The sequence below is a fragment of the Nonomuraea sp. NPDC050022 genome, assembly GCF_044460705.1.
Classification (GTDB): Bacteria; Actinomycetota; Actinomycetes; order Streptosporangiales; family Streptosporangiaceae; genus Nonomuraea.
Window position 1 is genome coordinate 252,615 of sequence record NZ_JBITKE010000002.1, and the last position, 17,959, is coordinate 270,573.

A 17,959-nucleotide genomic window follows, 5' to 3' on the forward strand; every position below is an offset into this window, starting at 1 on the left:
ATATTTAGGGGGCACAGCGGCGGAAAAAGCCCTCCGCCCCTCATCTGTAGGGGTTGAGTAGGGGTTCTAGGCGCATGTCTTCTGCTCGACGTCACACAGCTTGACTTCGGGGAAACGAGGTGACCGTTCGTCGAACAGCGGCTGCGGCTTCGCGCGCAGGTGAAGGTCGAAGAACGCCGCCACGTACGTGCGGGTGATCGCCATGGAACGGGCAGGGGGCAGGCCGGTGTTGCGGTAGATGCCGATCTGTTCGCCCAGCACGGCGATGTCGGTGAACGAGACGTGCTCCGCCCCCGCCACCACGAGCCAGCGCTTCCATCCCGTCAGGTTCTGCCAGAGGCCGTCCCACGAGACGTCCTTTCCGCCCGGGCTGTGTTTCGCCTGCGTGCCCAGGAAGAGGAACGGCCGCGACAACCCGCCCTTCGGAACCGGGACGAACGCGGTGCCGTCGATGTCGATCCCGGCGCGTACCCTCGGGTCCTTGAGCATGGCGCCCACGGCACTCGCGCCGCCCGCCGAGTGACCGGCCATCGCGATTCTGGACGGGTCGATCAGCGCGGCGCTCTTCCATTTGGGGTGTGCGCGTGTCAGTGCGTCCAGCACGAAGGAGACGTCAGCCGCTCTAGTCGCGCCAACCTTGTCCCAGAATGTCTGGTCCTTCTCCTTGACCTCGCAGGCCACGCAGGTGGTGATCCGGCCGCCGGGGAAACTCGTCGCGGTCTCGTACGTGTGGCCGATGGAGACCACCGCGTACCCGCTGCTCGCCAGGTCCTCGGCCAGTGCGGTGAGCGAGCTCCGTGGCTCGGTGAAGCCGGTGGAGAGCACCACCAGCGGCAGCCCGCGCCGACGACCCGCGGGTTCGGCGTCGGTGGTCGCGTTCGTCCGTGTCTTGCTGAGCAGGTCGAGCGGCAGATCGGTTATCTCCCCGTCTTTCATGAGAAGTTCGGATTCCTTGGGCGTCATGTACGGGGCCGGCTTCCGGCCGCGGGACTTCGCCGGGTACCACAGGGAGACCATGAGCTCCCTCGCCTTCACGCTGGGCACCCACGGGTCGGCGCGGGAGGTGTCCTTGAGGTACAAGGACGTGGTGCCGACCGGCTGGGACCCGGTCGGCTTGGGGAGGTACGGCGTGCCGCTCCGGACAGACGCCAGACCAGCGGAGGCGGGCCTGGCGGGGTTCGGCGACGTCGTGCGCGCGGGGCCGTCGGATCGGACCGGCCCGGCCACGGAAGCGCAGGAGGTGACGGCCGCGAAGGCGAGCAGCGCCGCGATGGCGATGACGCCTCGGCGCGGCGCCGGATTCATCACGTGACCCATGAACTGTTGTCCTTCCGGATGGGAGCGGCAGCCGCGATGGAGTCTCCACGGGCGGCCGATGGCAGCAAGCAAGCTATGCGCGCGGGAGATCCGCCCGCGTCGTCTGTCATGCCGATATCGGCCACTACTTGGGGATGACTCCCAGCCGTGTCATCCCTGCGATGTACTCCTGGAGGATGTCGGGCCCGGTCACCGAGGCTGACGCGGACGTACCTCGCAGTCGGGACAATGCATCAGTGACAGTGAGCGAACGACGTGGATGGTGGCAGCTCGGGCTGGATGTGCTGCGTCCTGAGCAGAAACCCGCCCGGCCCTCGCGCCGGTCACTCCTCGCCGACCTGCTGCTCGCGATCCTCCTGACCGTTGTCGCGGTGGCCGCGACGGCCAGCACGACCGACGGTGATCTCCACCGCGTCGACGTGCGGCAACACTCCCTGATGGAGCCCTTGCGACTGCGGCCCGCTCCTCCGCCACGAAGCGGCGATGTCCGGCCCGACACTCTGGTACGGCCCGCCGATGACCGGTCGGGCCCGCTTCCCCTCCTGGTGGTTCTGACGGCGTTGCCGCTGGCGATACGGCGGCTGTATCCGCTGACCACCTTCGGGGTGGTGCTGGTCGCGGCATTGGCCACGGCCGACGACGCGACCTGGATCACCGTGCTGACGTTCGCCATCGCCGCCTATGGCGCCGTGGCCCACAGTCGTTACCGGGTGCCGGCGATGGGCGGCATCGTCCTCGCGACCGTCCTGGCCGGCGCGGCCTTCAAGGACTCCGTACCGCCGTTGCCGAGCTGGCTGGGCCCGTTCGTGGTACTGCTCAGCGCCGGAGTCGCCGCGAGTTTCGGCCGGTTCTGGAGGCGGCGGATCGACGCACTGCGGCAGGCTCAGGAGGAGGACACGCGCCGGGCCGTCGAGGTGGAGCGCTCCCGGATCGCCGGCGAACTCCACGACGTCGTCACCCACAATGTGAACGTGATGGTCATCCAGGCCGGAGCGGCGCGCAAGGTCATGGACACCGCCCCGGATCGGTCGAAGCAGGCCATGCTGGCGGTCGAAGCCGGCGGCCGGGCCGCCATGGCCGAACTCCGCCACGTCATGGGCCTGCTCGCCGGTCCGGAAAACGCGCGGGCGGTGAGCGGCGGCGACGGGCTCGAACCACAACCGGGACTCGACCAGCTGGACTCCTTGATCAAACGGGTCCGCGAAGCCGGGATACCGGTCAGCGTCGAGGTCTCTCCACCGCCCGGCCCGCTGCCGCCGGGGGTGGAGCTGGCCGCGTACCGCGTCGTACAGGAGGCCTTGACCAACACCATCAAGCACGCGGCCGGCGCCGCGGCGTCCGTCACGATCGGCCACAACGGCGACTGGCTGGAGATCGAGGTCACCGACACCGGCGGCAGGCAGGCGACACGCGCCACGGACGGCCAGGGCAGGGGCCTGATCGGGCTACGCGAACGGCTCGCGCTCTACGACGGCGCCCTGGAGGCCGGACCAAGGAGTGGCGGCGGCTACCAGATCAAGGCGAGGCTTCCATGGACGTGACCAAGCCTCTGCGCGTGGTCATCGCCGACGACCAGGCACTGGTACGCAGCGGATTCGGAATGATTCTCGCCGCCGACGGCATCGAGGTGGCGGCCGAGGCGGCCAACGGCGCCGAAGCCGTCGCCGCGGTCCGGCGCACCCGACCCGACGTCGTGCTGATGGACATCCGGATGCCGGAGATGGACGGCCTCGAAGCCACCCGGCAGATCATGGCAGGCGCCGCGGACGAGACCCGCGTCCTCATCCTGACGACCTACGACCTCGATCACTATGTCTACGCGGCGCTCACCATGGGGGCCAGCGCGTTCCTGCTCAAGGACGTCACACCCGAGCACCTGGTGGCCGCGGTGCGCCTGGTCCGCGCGGGTGACGCCCTGCTCGCCCCGTCGATCACCCGCCGCCTGGTCGAACGCTTCGCCCGCCGTGACGAGGCCAGGGCGGCCGTTCACCGCGACCTGTCGGAGCTGACGCCCCGGGAACTGGAGGTGCTGCGCCTGCTCGCCACCGGGCTGAGCAACGCCGAGCTCGCCGACCGGCTGAGCCTCAGCCCGACGACGGTGAAGACCCACGTGGCGCGCATCCTGTCCAAGCTCGGCCTCAGGGACCGGGTCCAGGCGGTCGTGCTCGCGTACGAGACGGGGCTGATCACCCCCGGCTCCCCCGCCGACGGGCCGCCAGGGAGCGCGCGGGGGCCGTCGTAAGCGCCGGACCCGGTCCTCTCACGCCGAGACCGTCCTACAACGATCATCCGCAGGGCCCGGGATGCCGAAAGGTCCGCGAACTTCGGGCGAGAACTTCCCGAAGCTCACGGACCTGTCACCGGCGAGGCTAGCGGCGCACGTGCACCGGCACGCCCTTGCCCAGCAGTCCGGGCAGCTCGACGGCCACGTTCATCGGCATCCGCACGCACCCGTGCGACGCCGGGTAGAGCGGCACCGACAGCGCGCCGTGGAAGGCGATGCCGCCGTTGAAGAAGATCGGGTTGTACAGCTGCCCCAGGTACGACCTGTGCCAGCCCTTGGCCCGCCACGTCGTCTTGAAGTCACCCGTGGGCGTCCTGGCCGAGCCGCAGAAGCGCTGGCTCTTGCCCTGCCACTTCGCCGTCTCGCAGTACGGGACGCCGCTGCCGGAGGAGATGTGAGTGATCAGCTTCACCTGGCCGTCGACGTACAGGACCATGATCTGCTTGGTCAGGTTGACCTCGGCGCGGGTCGGCTTGCCGTTCTTGACCAGGACCTTGGGGGTCCTGGGGTTCTCCAGCGCGGTCCACGTGCGCTTGGCGATCGTACTGGTGGGCCGGATGCCGTTCACCTTCTGGAAGGCCCACACGGCGGTCATCGTGGACCCGCCGTAGCTGCCGTCGGCCCGGCCCGGCCGGTAGCCGAGCTCTTTGAGGCGCGTCTGCAGCCAGGTGACCGCTTTGCCCTTGGCGCCCAGCTTGAGGGTCTTCTTGGGCGCGGCGACGGTCGTGGTGGGCCCGGCCTCGGAGGCCGCCAGAGTCGGCGGCACCGCTGTGGGTGTCGCCGCTGTGGGTGTCGTTGTGATGGAAACGATCGCGGGCGCGGCCGCCGACCGCGCATGGGTGACGGTCGTACCGCACCCCGTCAGGACTAGGGCGCCAGCCGTCAAGAGAGCAGCCACGCCGGGCAGCCGTCGGTCCCCCACCCGTACCACCTCTCAAACCATGAACATTCTGATCAAAGGACCATGTCAGGTTAATGCAATGGTCAACCTGTTTAGAGTGTGCCCATGCCTGAGAAGTTGCCTGCCAACGCCGTTCTGGTGGAATCCGCCCTCCGCGCGCTAGGCGCTGAGGGAGAAATCATCGTATTGCCGGAAAAAGCGCCCACTGCGGCCACCGCCGCCGCGCAGGTCGGCTGTGAGGTCGGCGCCATCGCCAACAGCCTCATCTTCGACGCGGACGGTGCGCCGCTCCTCGTGATGACCAGCGGCGCACACCGCGTCGACGTCGAGCTGATCGCCCGCACGGCGGGGGTCGAGAAGGTACGGCGGGCGACACCGGAGTTCGTCAGGGCGGCGACGGGCCAGCCGATCGGCGGCGTCGCGCCCGTCGGGCATCCGGCCCCGGTGCGGACCCTGGTGGACAACTGGCTGAGCAAGCACGAGGTCGTGTGGGCCGCCGGCGGGCATCCGCTCACGGTCTTTCCCACCACATTCGATGAGCTGGTGCGGATCACCGGTGGTACCCCCGTCGACGTCGAGTAGTGTGCGACGCGTGATCGAGTTTCGTGGGGCGGGACAAGCGGAGTTCACCGAGCACCTGGACACGGTGATCGGCATCTACGCCGCCGCCATGCGCCCGCCCGCGGACCAGATCACCGGCCGCAAGGCCATCATGCGGAATCACGGGACATACCCATATTTCCAGTGCTATTTCGCTGAATTGCGTGGGGAGCCGGACTCGAAGATCGTCGGCTTCGCCTACGGCTTCCGGGGCGCGCCGGGCCAGTGGTGGCACGACGTCGTGTTCCGCGCGCTGGAGAACCAGGCGGGCAGGGAGGTCGCCGACGCCTGGCTGGGCAACGCGTTCGAACTGGCCGAGATCCACATGCACCCCGACTACCAGGGCAAGGGCATCGGCCGCGCCATGATCTCCACTCTGTGCGCGGGCCGCCGCGAGCGTTCGGCGGTCCTGTCCACCCACGACCGCCCCACCACGGCTCGCCACCTGTACGCCAGCATGGGCTTCACCGACCTGCTGAGCCCGTTCCTCTTCCCGGGCGGCTACGAGCAGTACGCGATCGTGGGCAGACCTCTCCCCCTGTGACCACGACGGCTTTTGACCACAACGGCTTTTGACCCCAGCGCGGCCCTGACCCGGTTCGTTCCAGGTTCGTACCAGCGCGGCTCCGCCCTGTTCGCCACGCCACCGACATAATAAAGACGATCAACCTGGCGCCCCCATCCGCGTCAATCCCGGGCACCTCCCCCTGCACCGACGCCCACGTCACACCACCCGGACGTCCGGCAGGAGGAACCTATGCGTCTCGTCACACGAATCGGAGTGGCCGCCACTCTCCTGGTGAGCCAGGGCACCCCACCCGAGCCGACCCCCACCCCCACCCCCACACCCACACCCACGTCGACCGCGAGCAGCAGCAAGAAGAGCTCCAAGACCGCCATCCCCCCGGAGCTGAAGAACGTCCCGTCGCTCCGCGTCCTCCCCTGGGATCCCCGCCAGGCCAGCCACGTCCGGATCTTCGTGCACTGCCCGCCGAAGGCGAATCACGCGCTCATCGGCTCCACCGCGTTCGCCCTGAAGGGTTCGAGGCGCCTCTATCGGGAGGTGGGGCTGGGACTCTCCGACCGTGGCCTGGCGCACCGCGCCGTGTCCATCTCCTACTCCGCCCTGCCTGGGTTCCATGGCGCGCACCTGAAGTGCGTGAAGGTCAAGATGAGCCAGAAGACCCGCATCAGGCGCATCCGAGTGCTCGGCCGGGATGCCACGCCTCTCTACGTGCGTAGGTTCAGCATCTGGCAGTTCTTCGACTAGGCCGGAGAACGAACCGGCGTGTCGTTGGCCGTCTCGTGACTTGTGGTTTGCCACCCGTCACTCTGGGCAATCTTCACTACGTAGGGCAACCGGCCATCCGCCCGATCCCCCTGCGGGCGGAGCACCGGCACGGACCGCGACAGTCGTGTGACGAACCACCCGGGAACCATTGTGGTCACACCAAAGGACCTGGATGGCCAAGGGACGAGTCGTGACGGCGGCAAGCCGGGGAACCTCGTAAGCGTATCCCTGGACAGACCTCAGCCCCGGTCGGCGGTTGGCGGCCCACCGGGCCGGCCGTACAAAAGACCGCTTGTCACCCGCACGAACGGCCAGATCAAGAAAAACCCCGGGATGCGCCGGGTTACGCGGTCAGTGCCTCGACCGGAGCGAGCCGCTCGAACACCTCTCGCGTCGCGCTGGAGCGGTTGAAGGTGATGAAGTGGATGCCTGGGGCGCCCTCATCGAGCAGCCGCTGGCAGAGCTCCACCCCGTGGTCGATGCCCAGCCGCCGCACGGCCGCCGGGTCGTCGGCCACCGCCTCGAAGCGGGCCGCCAGGTCCGCCGGGAACGGCGCCCCCGACAGCTGCTCCGACCTGGCGATCGTGCTCATCTGCGTGACCGGCATGATGCACGGGATGATCGGCGTGTCACACCCCTGCTCCGCCACGCGGTCGCGCAGCCGCAGGTAGTCGTCGGCCTGGAAGAACATCTGGGTGATCGCGTAGTCGGCGCCGGCCCGGCACTTCTGTACGAAGAAGTCGGTGTCGGACTCGATCGACGGCGAACGCGGGTGTTTGTACGGGAACGCCGCCACGCCCACGCAGAAGTCGCCCACCTGCCGGATCAGCCGCACGAGCTCCTCGGCGTACAGGACGCCTTCCGGGTGCTGGACCCACTCGCCCGTCGGGTCACCGGGAGGGTCACCACGCACGGCGAGGATGTTGCGCACCCCCGCGTCCGCGAAGCGGCCGATCAGGTGGCGCAGCTCGCGCATCGAGTGGTTGACCGCGGTGAAATGCGCCACAGGGGTGAGCGTGGTGTCGTGGGCCAGCCGTTCGACGATGTCGACGGTGCGGTCACGGCTGGAGCCGCCCGCGCCGTAGGTCACGGACACGAACGTCGGCCGCAGCGACTCGAGCTCTCTGATCGCCCGCCACAGCTGCCGTTCCCCCTCGTCCGTCTTCGGCGGGAAGAATTCGAAGGAGAACGACCGGCCACCGGACGCGAGAAGCTCACGGACGGTGGGAACACGATCGGGCAGGATGGAGGGTCGACCAAGCGCCATGTGACCCAGGCTACCGCCACAAGCCCCGTCCCTGGAGATCCGGCCTGGTGGCCAAGTCGTCCCTGGAGATCCGGCTCGGCCTCCCGGCCACTAGTCTCAGATGCATGACCACTGACGCCGCGAGCCTGGACGCCCTGCGTGCCAAGGTGGACGCCGCGCTGCGGACGTTCGTCCGACGGCAGTTGCCCGTCCCCGGCGACACCGAGCTCGAGCCGCTCCGCTCGGCCGCCGAAGACCTGCTGTCCGGCGGCAAGCGGCTGCGCCCGGCCTTCTGCTACTGGGGATGGCGGGGCGCGGGCGGCACCGACGTGCCCGGGATCTTCACCGCCGCCGCCTCGCTGGAGCTGCTCCAGGCCAGCGCGCTGGTGCACGACGACGTGATGGACAAGAGCGACCTGCGCAGGGGCATGCCGTCCGCGCACCGCCGCTTCGAGGCCATCCACGAGAAGTCGGGCTGGCACGGCTCGGCGGAGCAGTTCGGCGAGGGCGCGGCGATCCTGCTGGGCAACCTGCTGCTGATCTGGTCCGGCGAGATGTGGCGCAGCAGCGGCCTGCCGCCCGAGTCCCTGTCGGCGGCCCAGCCGGTGCACGACCACATGCGCACCGAGCTGATGTGTGGCCAATATCTCGACCTGCTGGAGCAGGCGCACGGCGAGAACACCTTCGAGTCCGCCCTGCGTGTCGCTCTCTACAAGAGCGGCAAATACTCCGTCGAACAACCGCTCCGCCTCGGCCTGGTGCTCGCCGCCGGCCGCCTGGAGCCGTGGATGGACGAGCTCTGCATGGAGTACGGCCGGCGGGTCGGCATCGCCTTCCAGCTGCGCGACGACATCCTGGGCGTGTTCGGCGACCCGGCGCAGACCGGCAAACCGGCGGGCGACGACCTGCGCGAGGGCAAGCGGACGATGCTCGTCGCCCGGACGCTGGCCGCGGCCGCACCCGGCGACGCCGAGACCGTGCGCGCCCTGCTCGGCGACCCCGGACTCGACGAGGACGGGGTGGCCGTGCTGCGGGGCATCATCGAGGGCACCGGGGCGCTGCGCCAGTGCGAGGACATGATCGGCGACTACCTCGGCGAGGCGCTGACGTTCCTCGGCAAGGCGCCCATCACACCGGAGGCCCGCGCGGCCCTGTCCGACCTGGCCGTGGCCGCCACCTCACGCACGACCTGAGTCACCACACTGCCCCTCAGGCACGCCTGAGAGGCCGCGCGTACGCACCGCCGCCTCACGCATGAGCTGAGTGCGGCGGGCGCCAGGCGGCGCTCGCGCGCGTCTGTCAGCCGGCCAGGCGCTTGGCGAACTCCGCTGCCGCGGCGCCCGGATCGTCGGCCTCCGTGATGGCGCGTACCACCACGACCCGTTCGACCCCGTACGACCGGACCTGGTCGAGATTGCCCAGGTCGATGCCGCCGATGCCGAACCACGGCCGCCCGGTGCCGAGCGAGGCCGCGTGCCGGAGCAGCGATGGCCCCGGCGCGTGGCGGCCCGGCTTGGTCGGCGTCGGCCAGACGGGACCGCAGCAGAAGTAGTCGACGCCCTCCTCCACAGCCGCGGCGGACGCCTCGGCGATGGAGTGGGTGGACCGTCCGATGAAGACGTCGTCGCCGAGTATCTCTCGCGCGACCTTCACCGGAAGATCGTCCTGCCCCAGGTGGAGCACGTCGGGCCGGGCGGCGTAGGCGATGTCGGCCCGGTCGTTGACCGCCAGCAGCCGGCCGTGCCGGTCGCAGGCGTCGCGGAAGACCTCAAGGAGCGCGAGCTCTTCGCGCGCCTCCAGGCCCTTCTCCCGCAACTGGACGATGTCCACGCCCGCGGCCAGCACCGCGTCGAGGAATTCGGCCAGGTCACCGCGTTCGCGACGGCCGTCCGTGCAGAGGTAGAGACGGGCGTCAGAAAGCGAGAGCTTGGGCACGCCGCTTGACCTCGGTATGGCGACCGGCCCTGATGGCGTCGACGGGCGAGCCGGGCAGGGAGTCGTCGGGAGTGAAGAGCCAGCGCAGCGACTCGATGTCGTCGTAACCGGAGTCGCGCAGCACGGAGAGTGTGCCGGGCAGACCCTTCATCACGTCCTTTCCGTCAAGGAACACCGCGGGCACTTGTGGCCCACCACCACCCCGGCGCACACCGAGCAGTTTCCGATCCTTGAGGAGTTGCTTGGCCCGCCCTATCGAAAGGTCTAGGCGCGCGGCCACTTCGGGGAGAGTGAGCCACTCGGCGACGAGTTGGTCGGTCTCCCGGTCGATCTGCGCAACAGAAAGCGTCACGAAACCACAACTACCACATGGCGTGCTTGCTCAAACAACACAGTCCCGTAGGGAGAGGTCGGGATCTACCAGGCGTTCGGCGTCTACGCGGTGTCCGGCTTCGATGATTCTGCGGCCCTGGACGAGGTCTCGGGGCCGGTCCACGGCGAGTACCGCGGCCAGGGTGTCGTCCGAGGTGAGCCAGCAGGCCGACCATTTTCCGCCGAGTTCGCCTCGGTAGAGGAGACGATCTCCGGCCGGGTGGTGGCCCGCGTACTGGACCATGTGGCCGAACTGCTCGGACCAGAAATAGGGCACCGGGTCGTAGGCGGCCTCGACACCCAGCAGCGTGGCGGCGGCCACCTCGGGCGAGTTGAGCGCGGCGTCCCAGTGCTCGACCCTCAGCCTGGTCTCGAACCGGCGCGACCACCAGGCGGCGCAGTCGCCCACGGCCACGACGTTCGGCAGGGAGGTGCGCAGGTGTTCGTCGGTGACGACGCCGTTGTCCAGGTCGACGCCGGAGCCCGCGAGCCAGCCGACGGTCGGGCGCACTCCGACGCCGGTGACGACCACGTGCGCCTCGATGAGGCTTCCGTCCGCGAGTGTGACGCCGCCGTCGTCCACGGAGCCGACCAGGGTGTTCAGCCGCAGGTCGATGCCCTCGTACCAGCCCTGGGTGCGGGCGCCGATCTCAGGGCCGACCGCCTGGGCGAGCGGGGCGGGGCCCGCCTCGATCACGGTCACCTCGCAGCCGGCTCGGCGGGCGGCGGTGGCCACCTCGGCGCCGATCCAACCGGCGCCGATGATCACCACGTGGGCGCCCTTGACGAGCCGGGCGCGCAGCTCAAGCGCGTCGTCGAGGGTGCGCAGCACATGCTGACGGCCGTCGCCGGGCAGCGTGATCGGCTCGGCGCCGGTGGCGATCACCAGGCCGTCGTAGCCGAGCTCGCCCTCGGTGGTCTCCACGACGCCGGGACGCAGCGCCTTGGCCGAGACGCCCGGCCAGAAGTCCACCTCCAGCACGGCGAGGTCGGCGTCGACGAAGCTGGAGTCGCTGCTGCCGGACAGGACCGCCTTCGACAAGGGTGGCCGGTCGTACGGCCGGTGCCGCTCTTGCCCGATCAGCGTGATCCTGCCGTCGAACCCTTTCGCGCGCAGCGCCTCGACACTCCGTACACCGGCCAGACCGGCGCCTGCCACCACCACATGATTCACGTTCAAGACCATAACGGGGCCCGTGCCGGGACGTCGCGCCGAGGCCGTAGGGTGGAGACGTAAGACGCGCGGGAGTCCGGCCGTTACCGGGCTGAGAGGAAGGCTGCACCGGGCCTTCGACCGCAAGACACCTGATCCGGATCATGCCGGCGAAGGGAGCGGACGTGGACATCGTCGTAGGCGGCGGGATCATCGGGCTGTCCATCGCCTGGCGCCTGTCCCGCTCGGGGCGGCCGGTCACCGTGGTCGATCCGGCTCCGGCCACTGGGGCCTCGCACGCGGCGGCGGGCATGCTGGCGCCGGTGAGCGAGGTCACCTACACGGAGGAGCCGCTGCTCCGACTGGGCCTCGCCGCACTGCGCCGCTGGCCGTCCTTCGCCTCCGAACTCGCCACCGACGCCGGCCTCGACGCCGGTACGAAACCCGCCGCCAACCGCCTTGACGAGGCCGGGGCGTCTGAAGCGGTCGTGAGCGGGCTCAGTGAGGCCGCGCGGGCCGGGCTGGACTTCCGGGTCGACGGGACGCTGGCCGTGGCGTTCGGGGCCGACGATCTGGCGGCGCTCGGTGAGCTGGCCGCGTTCATGGAGAAGCTGGGGCTACCGGTCGAGCGGCTGACCGGGCGCGAGTGCCGTCGGCTGGAGCCCATGCTGGCGCCGTCCGTACGCGGTGGGCTGCTGGCCCGTGGAGACGCCTGGGTGGACCCGCGCCGGGTCACCGCCGCGCTCCTGGCCGCACTCGACCGCCTGGGCGTCCCCCTCGTCCGGGCTCGCGTCAGCGAACTGCTCCAGGACGGCGACGTCCAGGACGATGACAAGGTGGTGGGCGTACGCCTCGCACCCCCGGACCAGAGCCGCCCGCAGGCGGACATTCCCGATGAGATCCGGGGCGAGCGGGTCGTGCTGGCGGCCGGGGCGTGGAGTGCCGGGCTGGTCGATGTCCCGGTACGGCCGGTCAAGGGGCAGATCATGCGGCTGCGTTCCCCCCAGCCCCTGCTCGGCAGGTGCGTACGCGGGACGGTCCACGGGAAATCCGTGTACCTGGTGCCGAGGGGTGACGGTGAGCTGGTGGTCGGGGCGACCCAGGAGGAGCTGGGGTTCGACACGAGGGTGACGGCGGGCGGACTGTACGAGCTGCTGCGGGACGCCCACGAGCTGGTGCCGGGCGTCACCGAGCTGGAGATCGTCGACGTGGTGGCGGGGCTGCGGCCGGGCACACCGGACAACGTCCCGCTCATCGGGCCCAGCGGGACGCCAGGGCTGGTGCTGGCCACTGGGCATCATCGGGGCGGGGTGCTGCTGGCTCCGCTCACGGCGGCCATTCTGCTGGGCGAGGAGAGCGAGCTCGCGGAGCTGTGCTCGCCGCTGAGGTATCGGGATATTTCATGAATGTGACCATCAATGGGGCCCCGCACGAGGTGCCCGACGGCACCACCGTGGCGCAGGCCGTACTCACGCTCACCACGGCCACGACCGGCGTGGCCGTGGCCGTGAACGACGAGGTGGTGACGCGGAGCGCCTGGGAGACGACGGCGCTCGGCGACAGCGACCGGATGGAAGTGCTGACGGCGGTGCAAGGTGGATGATCTCCTCATAGCCGGAGAGAAGTTCTCCTCCCGGCTCATCATGGGCACCGGTGGCGCCCCGTCGCTGGAGGTGCTCGACCAGGCGCTGGTCGCGTCCGGCACCGAGCTGACGACCGTCGCCATGCGGCGGCTCGACCCCAGTGCGCCCGGCTCGGTGCTCGACGTGCTGCGCGAACGCGGCATCAAGGTCCTGCCCAACACCGCTGGTTGTTTCACCGCGGGCGACGCCGTGCTGACCGCCCGGCTGGCCAGGGAGGCGCTCGGCACGAACTGGGTCAAGCTCGAGGTCATCGCCGACGAGCGGACGCTGCTGCCGGACCCGATCGAGACGTTCGACGCGGCCGAACGGCTGGTGGCCGACGGGTTCGTGGTGCTGCCGTACATCGGGGACGACCCGGCGCTGGCGCGTCGCCTGGAGCTGGCCGGATGTGCGGCGGTGATGCCGCTCGGCGCGCCGATCGGCTCGGGCCTCGGCATCCGCAACCCGCACAACATCGAGCTCATCGTGGAGGCGGCCTCGGTGCCGGTCATCCTCGACGCGGGCATCGGTACGGCCAGCGACGCCGCTCTGGCGATGGAGCTGGGCTGCGACGCCGTACTCCTGGCCACGGCCGTCACCAGGGCGCAGCGGCCGGAGCTGATGGCGACGGCCATGAGAGCGGCCGTCCAGGCGGGCCGGCTCGCCCACCAGGCGGGCCGCATCCCCCGCCGCCGCTACGCGGAGGCATCCTCCCCGACGGGCCCATAGCCACGCGAAAACCCCGGACGGCTCCGTAGCCACGCGGAGACCCCCGACGGGTCCGTAGCCACGCGGAGACCCCCGACGGGTCCGTAGCCACGCGGGGGCCCCGGACAGACCCGTAGTCACCGACATCACGCGGAACCGGCGAAACAGGATATGTCCGGTTATGTTCCAGATAGGCGCGTTCCAACGAGCACGGCTCGGCATCGGTTTCGGATGGTCAGGCCTTGCCAGTGGCAAAACGCCCGTAAACTCAGCGGGGTGGACACGACGACAGCGGACCCTCTCGTCGGACGGCTGCTCGATGGGCGTTATCGCATCGAGTCCCGGATCGCGCGGGGCGGTATGGCGACCGTCTACCTGGCGCTCGACGTCCGGCTTGATCGCACGGTCGCGCTGAAGGTCATGCATCGCTCGCTCGCCGAGGACCCGGCGTTCGTGCGGCGGTTCATCGGCGAGGCCAAGTCTGTGGCCAGCCTCTCGCACCCCAACGTGGTGCACGTCTTCGACCAGGGCACCGACGGTGACGTGGTCTATCTGTCGATGGAGTACGTCCCCGGCAAGACGCTCCGCGACACCCTGCGCGACCGGGGCAGGCTGCCCGCCCGCGAGGCGCTGGAGATCATGATACCGGTGCTCGCGGCCTTGGGCGCGGCCCATCAGGCCGGCATGGTGCACCGCGACGTCAAGCCCGAGAACGTCCTGCTCACCGACGACGGCCGGGTCAAGGTGGTGGACTTCGGCCTGGCCCGAGCGATCGAGGCGACCAACCAGACCCGCACCGGCGTGATGATCGGCACGATCGGCTACATGTCGCCCGAGCAGGTCATGACCGGCGGCGCCGACGTGCGCAGCGACGTCTATGCGGCGGGCATCATGCTGTTCGAGCTGGTGACCGGCGAGCAGCCCTACGACGGCGAGACGCCGATGTCGGTGGCCTACCGCCACGTCCATGACACCGTGCCGCCGCCGTCCTCCGTGGTGCCGGAGGTGCCACCGCTGATCGACACGCTGGTGACGCACGCCACGGCCCGCTCCCCCGACGACCGTCCCGCCGACGCGACCGCGATGCTGGTGGCCGCCGTCGACGCGCACCGCATGCTGCCCCGTACGACGACGCCGCCCACGCACGCGGGGGCGTCCGGCGTGCGCCCCATGCCCTACTCGATGCCGAGCGCCGGCCCCGCCACCGCGCCGCACGCGATGACGCAGGTGGTGCCGAACCACACGATGATCCAGCCGCGCGAGGAGCTGCCCGCGCGGCGCGCCGGTTTCAAGCCCAACTGGTTCCTGGTCGCGCTCGCCGCGGTCATGGTGGTGGCGGTGGCGCTGACGGGCTGGTACTTCTCGCAGACCACGTATGTGCCGGTGCCCGACCTGGTCGGCAGTGACCTGGCGGTTGCCCAGAAGGCCGCCTCCGCCCAGGGCTTCCAGGTGAAGACGGCGCCCGGCCAGCACGACGAGAAGGTGGCCGAGGGCCTCGTACTGAGGACCGACCCGGGACGCAACGTCGAGGTCGAACGGGGCGCGGCCCTCACGCTGGTGCCCTCGCTGGGCCCGAAGCGGGTGCTGGTGCCCAACGTCGAGGGCATGACCGAGCCCGAGGCCCGCACCGCGATCGGCAAGGCCGGGCTCGACGTCAACCGCGTCAGCCGGCAGGCCAACCAGGAGATCGACCGCGGCAAGGTGATCCGCACCTCGCCCGACGTGGGCGAGAAGGTCAAGGAGAACTCGAAGGTCAACCTCTACGTCAGCGCGGGGCTCGTGATGCCCGACGTCAGCGGCATGCCCAAGGACGAGGCGGCCAGCTACCTCGGCACCCAGGGCTTCCAGGTGCAGGTCAACGAGGTCGACGACCGGGCCGAGCCGTGCACGGTGATCGCGCAGGCGCCCAAGGCCAAGGCCGAGGTCAACAAGGGCGCGCAGGCCATGATCACGGTGGCCCGGTGCCAGACCGACTTCTGGGACTGGTTCGGCGGTGACAACGAGGACAACGAGGCGCGTGACGACCAGGAGTTCCAGCTCGTCCCGTCGGTGGTGGGCAAGAACGTCAACGACGCCAGGAACGAGTTACAGGGGCTCGGCTTCAAGGTGCAGATCCGCAAGCTCACGAAGGATGGAGTCGTACGGTTCCAGCGCCCGGCGGGCAACAGCGAGCGGCCGCCCGGCGCGGTGGTCGTCCTCTGGCAGTAACCCGGCAATCGTCCTCTGGCAGTGACCCGACGGCCGGGCGGCGGCCAGGCGAGGGCCGTCAGGCGAGGTTGCCGTGTAGCCGGACCCTTGCCAGCCCCCCGTCGGGATAGATGTCGACGCGCACCCGCGTGACCGGCCCGGCGTGCTCCAGACGGAACCGGTGCGGGGTGTCGGGCTGCAGCCGCGTCCTGGCCAGCAGTTCGACCTCACGGTCACCGTCGTAGCCGGTCAGTGACACCCAGCCGGGCGCGTTGAACAGCAGGTTCGTGGTGTCGATCTCGGCCAGCCGGATGACGCCGCGCGCGGCGAGCCGGATGACCAGCCATTCGTTCCCGGCCTCGCGCCGCCGCGCGGTCTCCCAGCCCTCCGCCTGGTGGCGGGCCAGGCCGGGGGCCAGGACGTTGTCGGGCGCCGAGTAGAACTCGTTGGAGCAGGCGATGACCCGCCCCCCGTTCGCCAGGGCGGCCAGGTCGAGGCTGAGCCCGTCGTAGAGGGACAGGTCCGGCCGTACCTCGCCGTGCACGCGCAGCCGGGCGATCCCGCCGTCGGGATACATGTTCAGCCGGACGTGCGTGTAACGGGAGTCGTCGGTCACCTCGAAAGCGTGCTCGGCGTCCCCCTTGAGGTCGCTCCTCGGCACGATCTCCACCCAGTCAGCGTCGGCGAGCTCGGCGGGCGACGGGTAGCCGTCCACGGCTACGGCCTCGACCGAGGCGTGGGGCGGGTAGTTGCCCTTGAACCAGGCCGTGTCGATCACCACGCCGCGGACGACCCCCGGCAGGCCGAGCCGGACGATCGCCCAGTCGTGGCCGGGCTCGCGCCGGCGCCGGGTCTCCCAGCCGTCGTAGACCTGGCCCTTGCTGCCGAACGTCTCCGCCTGGAAGCCGGGGCGTCCCGGCCGGATCAGGCTCTCCTTCTCGGCGAAGGACTCGTCGCTGGCGGCGACCACCGAGCCGCCGAGGCTGCGCAGGGCGAGGTCGGGCAGGTCGGTGAAGCCGGGCATCTACTGCTCTCCCAACAGGAAGGCTCCGTGCGGTACGCCGTCGGTGGGCCGGCCGCGGAGCCAGGTGGTAAGGACGGCGCCCTTGAGGAGGTGGCCGTGGTAGGGCGTCACCGGGTTCTTGTGGTGGAGCCGGGCCGCGTCGACCGGGTTGACGGCCGTGGCATCGAAAGCCACCAGATCAGCATCGTTGCCCACCTTTATCGCGCCTTTCCCAGAAATATGGGCCATAGCGGCTGGTTGGGTGGACATCCAGCGCACCACGTCGGCCAGCCCGTGACCGCGGCGCGACGCCTCGGTCCACACGGCCGGCAGGCCGAGCTGGAGCGAGGCGATGCCGCCCCAGGCCGCCGCGAACGAGGGCACCTTGAGGTCGGCCGGTGCGGGCGAGTGGTCGGAGACGACGCAGCTCAGCACGCCGCTCGCCAGCCCGCCCCAGAGCCGGTCGCGGTTGGCGGCGGAGCGGATCGGCGGGCAGCACTTGTAGGCGGTCTCGCCCTCGGGCACCTGTTCGGCGGCCAGGGTCAGGTAGTGGGGACAGGTCTCGGCGGTGACGCGTACCCCCTCGGCCTGGGCGGCGGCCAGCGGCTCCAGGCAGTCGGCGCTGGAGACGTGCAGGATATGCGCCCGGGCGCCGGTCTCCCTGGCCAGCCGGATCACCTGCTCGACCGCGCTGCGCTCGGCCGCGCCCGGCCGGGAGTCCACGAACTCGCGGTACGTCGGGCCCGCCGGCTCGGCCAGCAACGCCGGGTCCTCGGCGTGTACGACCATGAGGCCGTCGAACCCGGCGAGCTCCGTGAGCGCCTGGCGTACCTCCGAAGGGCTGAGCGGCGGGAACTCCTCCACGCCCGACGGCGACAGGAAGCACTTGAAACCGTGGACCCCGCGGTCGTGCAGGGGGCGCAGGTCCTTGACGTTGCCGGGGATCGCGCCGCCCCAGAAGCCGACGTCCACGTGACACTGCCCGTCGGCGGCGCGCAGCTTGGCGTCGAGCGCGTCCACGGTGACGGTGGGCGGGAGCGAGTTGAGCGGCATGTCCACGATCGTGGTGACCCCGCCGGCGGCGGCCGCCCTGGTGGCCGAGGCGAACCCCTCCCAGTGCGTACGGCCCGGCTCGTTGACGTGCACGTGGGTGTCGACCAGGCCGGGCAGCAGCGCGAGGTCACGCAGGTCGATGTCCTCGGCCGCCTCGATGGCCTCACCGTACGAGCCGACCGCGGCGATCCGGCCGTCACGGACGGCCACCGAGGCGGCCCGCTCACCGTCGGGCGTGACGGTCCTGCGCGATCGAACCACGAGGTCATAGCCGCTCATATCAACTC

The 17,959-nt window shown here is 70.3% G+C and carries 18 protein-coding genes and 1 riboswitch; of the genes, 10 read left to right on the plus strand and 8 right to left on the minus strand.

Features of this window, described 5'->3' with window-relative positions; all coding sequences use genetic code 11:
- Positions 1 to 66: 66 nt before the first annotated feature.
- Positions 67 to 1,317, minus strand: a complete 1,251-nt coding sequence (locus ACIBO2_RS07630; RefSeq protein WP_358538411.1) for an alpha/beta hydrolase — start codon at positions 1,315 to 1,317, stop codon at positions 67 to 69.
- Positions 1,318 to 1,553: 236 nt separating this feature from the next.
- Between ACIBO2_RS07630 and ACIBO2_RS07635 the strand changes: the two genes are divergently transcribed.
- Together ACIBO2_RS07635 and ACIBO2_RS07640 are read left to right on the plus strand one after the other, a co-directional pair.
- Positions 1,554 to 2,858, plus strand: coding sequence for a histidine kinase (locus ACIBO2_RS07635; RefSeq protein ID WP_358538413.1), 1,305 nt, complete (start codon positions 1,554 to 1,556; stop codon positions 2,856 to 2,858).
- A complete protein-coding gene (locus tag ACIBO2_RS07640) occupies positions 2,849 to 3,559 on the plus strand; it encodes a response regulator transcription factor (protein ID WP_358538416.1) in 711 nt (236 codons plus the stop codon). The genes ACIBO2_RS07635 and ACIBO2_RS07640 overlap by 10 nt, the downstream gene beginning before the upstream one ends.
- A gap of 127 nt (positions 3,560 to 3,686) precedes the next feature.
- Here the strand turns inward: ACIBO2_RS07640 and ACIBO2_RS07645 are convergent, their stop codons facing one another.
- Positions 3,687 to 4,367, minus strand: a complete 681-nt coding sequence (locus ACIBO2_RS07645; RefSeq protein WP_358538419.1) for a L,D-transpeptidase family protein — start codon at positions 4,365 to 4,367, stop codon at positions 3,687 to 3,689.
- Positions 4,368 to 4,607: 240 nt separating this feature from the next.
- Between ACIBO2_RS07645 and ACIBO2_RS07650 the strand changes: the two genes are divergently transcribed.
- From ACIBO2_RS07650 to ACIBO2_RS07660, 3 genes are all read left to right on the plus strand, one after another.
- Positions 4,608 to 5,084: a YbaK/EbsC family protein gene (locus ACIBO2_RS07650; protein WP_358538422.1), complete on the plus strand. Its 477-nt coding sequence runs from the start codon at positions 4,608 to 4,610 to the stop codon at positions 5,082 to 5,084.
- Between the two features lie 10 nt (positions 5,085 to 5,094).
- Positions 5,095 to 5,646 (plus strand): GNAT family N-acetyltransferase, encoded by a 552-nt coding sequence (locus ACIBO2_RS07655; protein WP_397295890.1) that lies wholly within the window; start codon positions 5,095 to 5,097, stop codon positions 5,644 to 5,646.
- A gap of 213 nt (positions 5,647 to 5,859) precedes the next feature.
- Positions 5,860 to 6,372, plus strand: coding sequence for a hypothetical protein (locus ACIBO2_RS07660; protein ID WP_397295892.1), 513 nt, complete (start codon positions 5,860 to 5,862; stop codon positions 6,370 to 6,372).
- A gap of 364 nt (positions 6,373 to 6,736) precedes the next feature.
- On the opposite strand, the gene metF is transcribed toward ACIBO2_RS07660, so the two are convergent.
- Entirely contained in the window at positions 6,737 to 7,660 is a 924-nt protein-coding gene (gene metF, locus ACIBO2_RS07665) for a methylenetetrahydrofolate reductase [NAD(P)H] (protein WP_358538431.1), read from the minus strand.
- Between the two features lie 104 nt (positions 7,661 to 7,764).
- Here metF and ACIBO2_RS07670 point away from each other — a divergent pair, with 104 nt between their 5' ends.
- The gene (locus tag ACIBO2_RS07670; RefSeq protein WP_358538434.1) at positions 7,765 to 8,832 is read left to right on the plus strand and encodes a polyprenyl synthetase family protein; all 1,068 of its coding nucleotides are present in this window, start codon (positions 7,765 to 7,767) and stop codon (positions 8,830 to 8,832) included.
- Positions 8,833 to 8,938: 106 nt separating this feature from the next.
- On the opposite strand, the gene thiE is transcribed toward ACIBO2_RS07670, so the two are convergent.
- From thiE to ACIBO2_RS07685, 3 genes are read right to left on the minus strand one after another with little or no spacing between them, the layout of a single operon-like run.
- Complete coding sequence (gene thiE / locus ACIBO2_RS07675) at positions 8,939 to 9,574, minus strand: thiamine phosphate synthase (RefSeq protein WP_358538438.1); 636 nt, start codon at positions 9,572 to 9,574, stop codon at positions 8,939 to 8,941.
- Positions 9,552 to 9,926 (minus strand): Rv2175c family DNA-binding protein, encoded by a 375-nt coding sequence (locus ACIBO2_RS07680; protein ID WP_225298599.1) that lies wholly within the window; start codon positions 9,924 to 9,926, stop codon positions 9,552 to 9,554. The genes thiE and ACIBO2_RS07680 overlap by 23 nt, the downstream gene beginning before the upstream one ends.
- A 30-nt stretch (positions 9,927 to 9,956) precedes the next feature.
- A complete protein-coding gene (locus ACIBO2_RS07685) occupies positions 9,957 to 11,120 on the minus strand; it encodes an NAD(P)/FAD-dependent oxidoreductase (RefSeq protein ID WP_397295895.1) in 1,164 nt (387 codons plus the stop codon).
- 58 nt (positions 11,121 to 11,178) lie between these two features.
- A riboswitch (TPP riboswitch) is annotated at positions 11,179 to 11,295 on the plus strand.
- Here ACIBO2_RS07685 and ACIBO2_RS07690 point away from each other — a divergent pair.
- The 4 genes from ACIBO2_RS07690 to pknB all read left to right on the plus strand — a co-directional run bounded on the left by ACIBO2_RS07690 (position 11,285) and on the right by pknB (position 15,637).
- A complete protein-coding gene (locus ACIBO2_RS07690) occupies positions 11,285 to 12,505 on the plus strand; it encodes an FAD-dependent oxidoreductase (RefSeq protein WP_358538444.1) in 1,221 nt (406 codons plus the stop codon). Its footprint overlaps the riboswitch before it by 11 nt.
- Positions 12,502 to 12,702: a sulfur carrier protein ThiS gene (gene thiS / locus ACIBO2_RS07695; RefSeq protein WP_225298594.1), complete on the plus strand. Its 201-nt coding sequence runs from the start codon at positions 12,502 to 12,504 to the stop codon at positions 12,700 to 12,702. The genes ACIBO2_RS07690 and thiS overlap by 4 nt, the downstream gene beginning before the upstream one ends.
- The gene (locus ACIBO2_RS07700) at positions 12,695 to 13,450 is read left to right on the plus strand and encodes a thiazole synthase (protein ID WP_357945153.1); all 756 of its coding nucleotides are present in this window, start codon (positions 12,695 to 12,697) and stop codon (positions 13,448 to 13,450) included. The genes thiS and ACIBO2_RS07700 overlap by 8 nt, the downstream gene beginning before the upstream one ends.
- Before the next feature lie 255 nt (positions 13,451 to 13,705).
- Positions 13,706 to 15,637 (plus strand): Stk1 family PASTA domain-containing Ser/Thr kinase, encoded by a 1,932-nt coding sequence (gene pknB / locus ACIBO2_RS07705; RefSeq protein WP_397295898.1) that lies wholly within the window; start codon positions 13,706 to 13,708, stop codon positions 15,635 to 15,637.
- Positions 15,638 to 15,695: 58 nt separating this feature from the next.
- Here pknB and alc read toward each other — a convergent pair whose 3' ends face one another.
- A complete protein-coding gene (gene alc / locus ACIBO2_RS07710) occupies positions 15,696 to 16,640 on the minus strand; it encodes an allantoicase (RefSeq protein WP_397295900.1) in 945 nt (314 codons plus the stop codon).
- Complete coding sequence (gene allB / locus ACIBO2_RS07715; protein ID WP_397295902.1) at positions 16,641 to 17,951, minus strand: allantoinase AllB; 1,311 nt, start codon at positions 17,949 to 17,951, stop codon at positions 16,641 to 16,643.
- Positions 17,952 to 17,959: the final 8 nt, after the last annotated feature.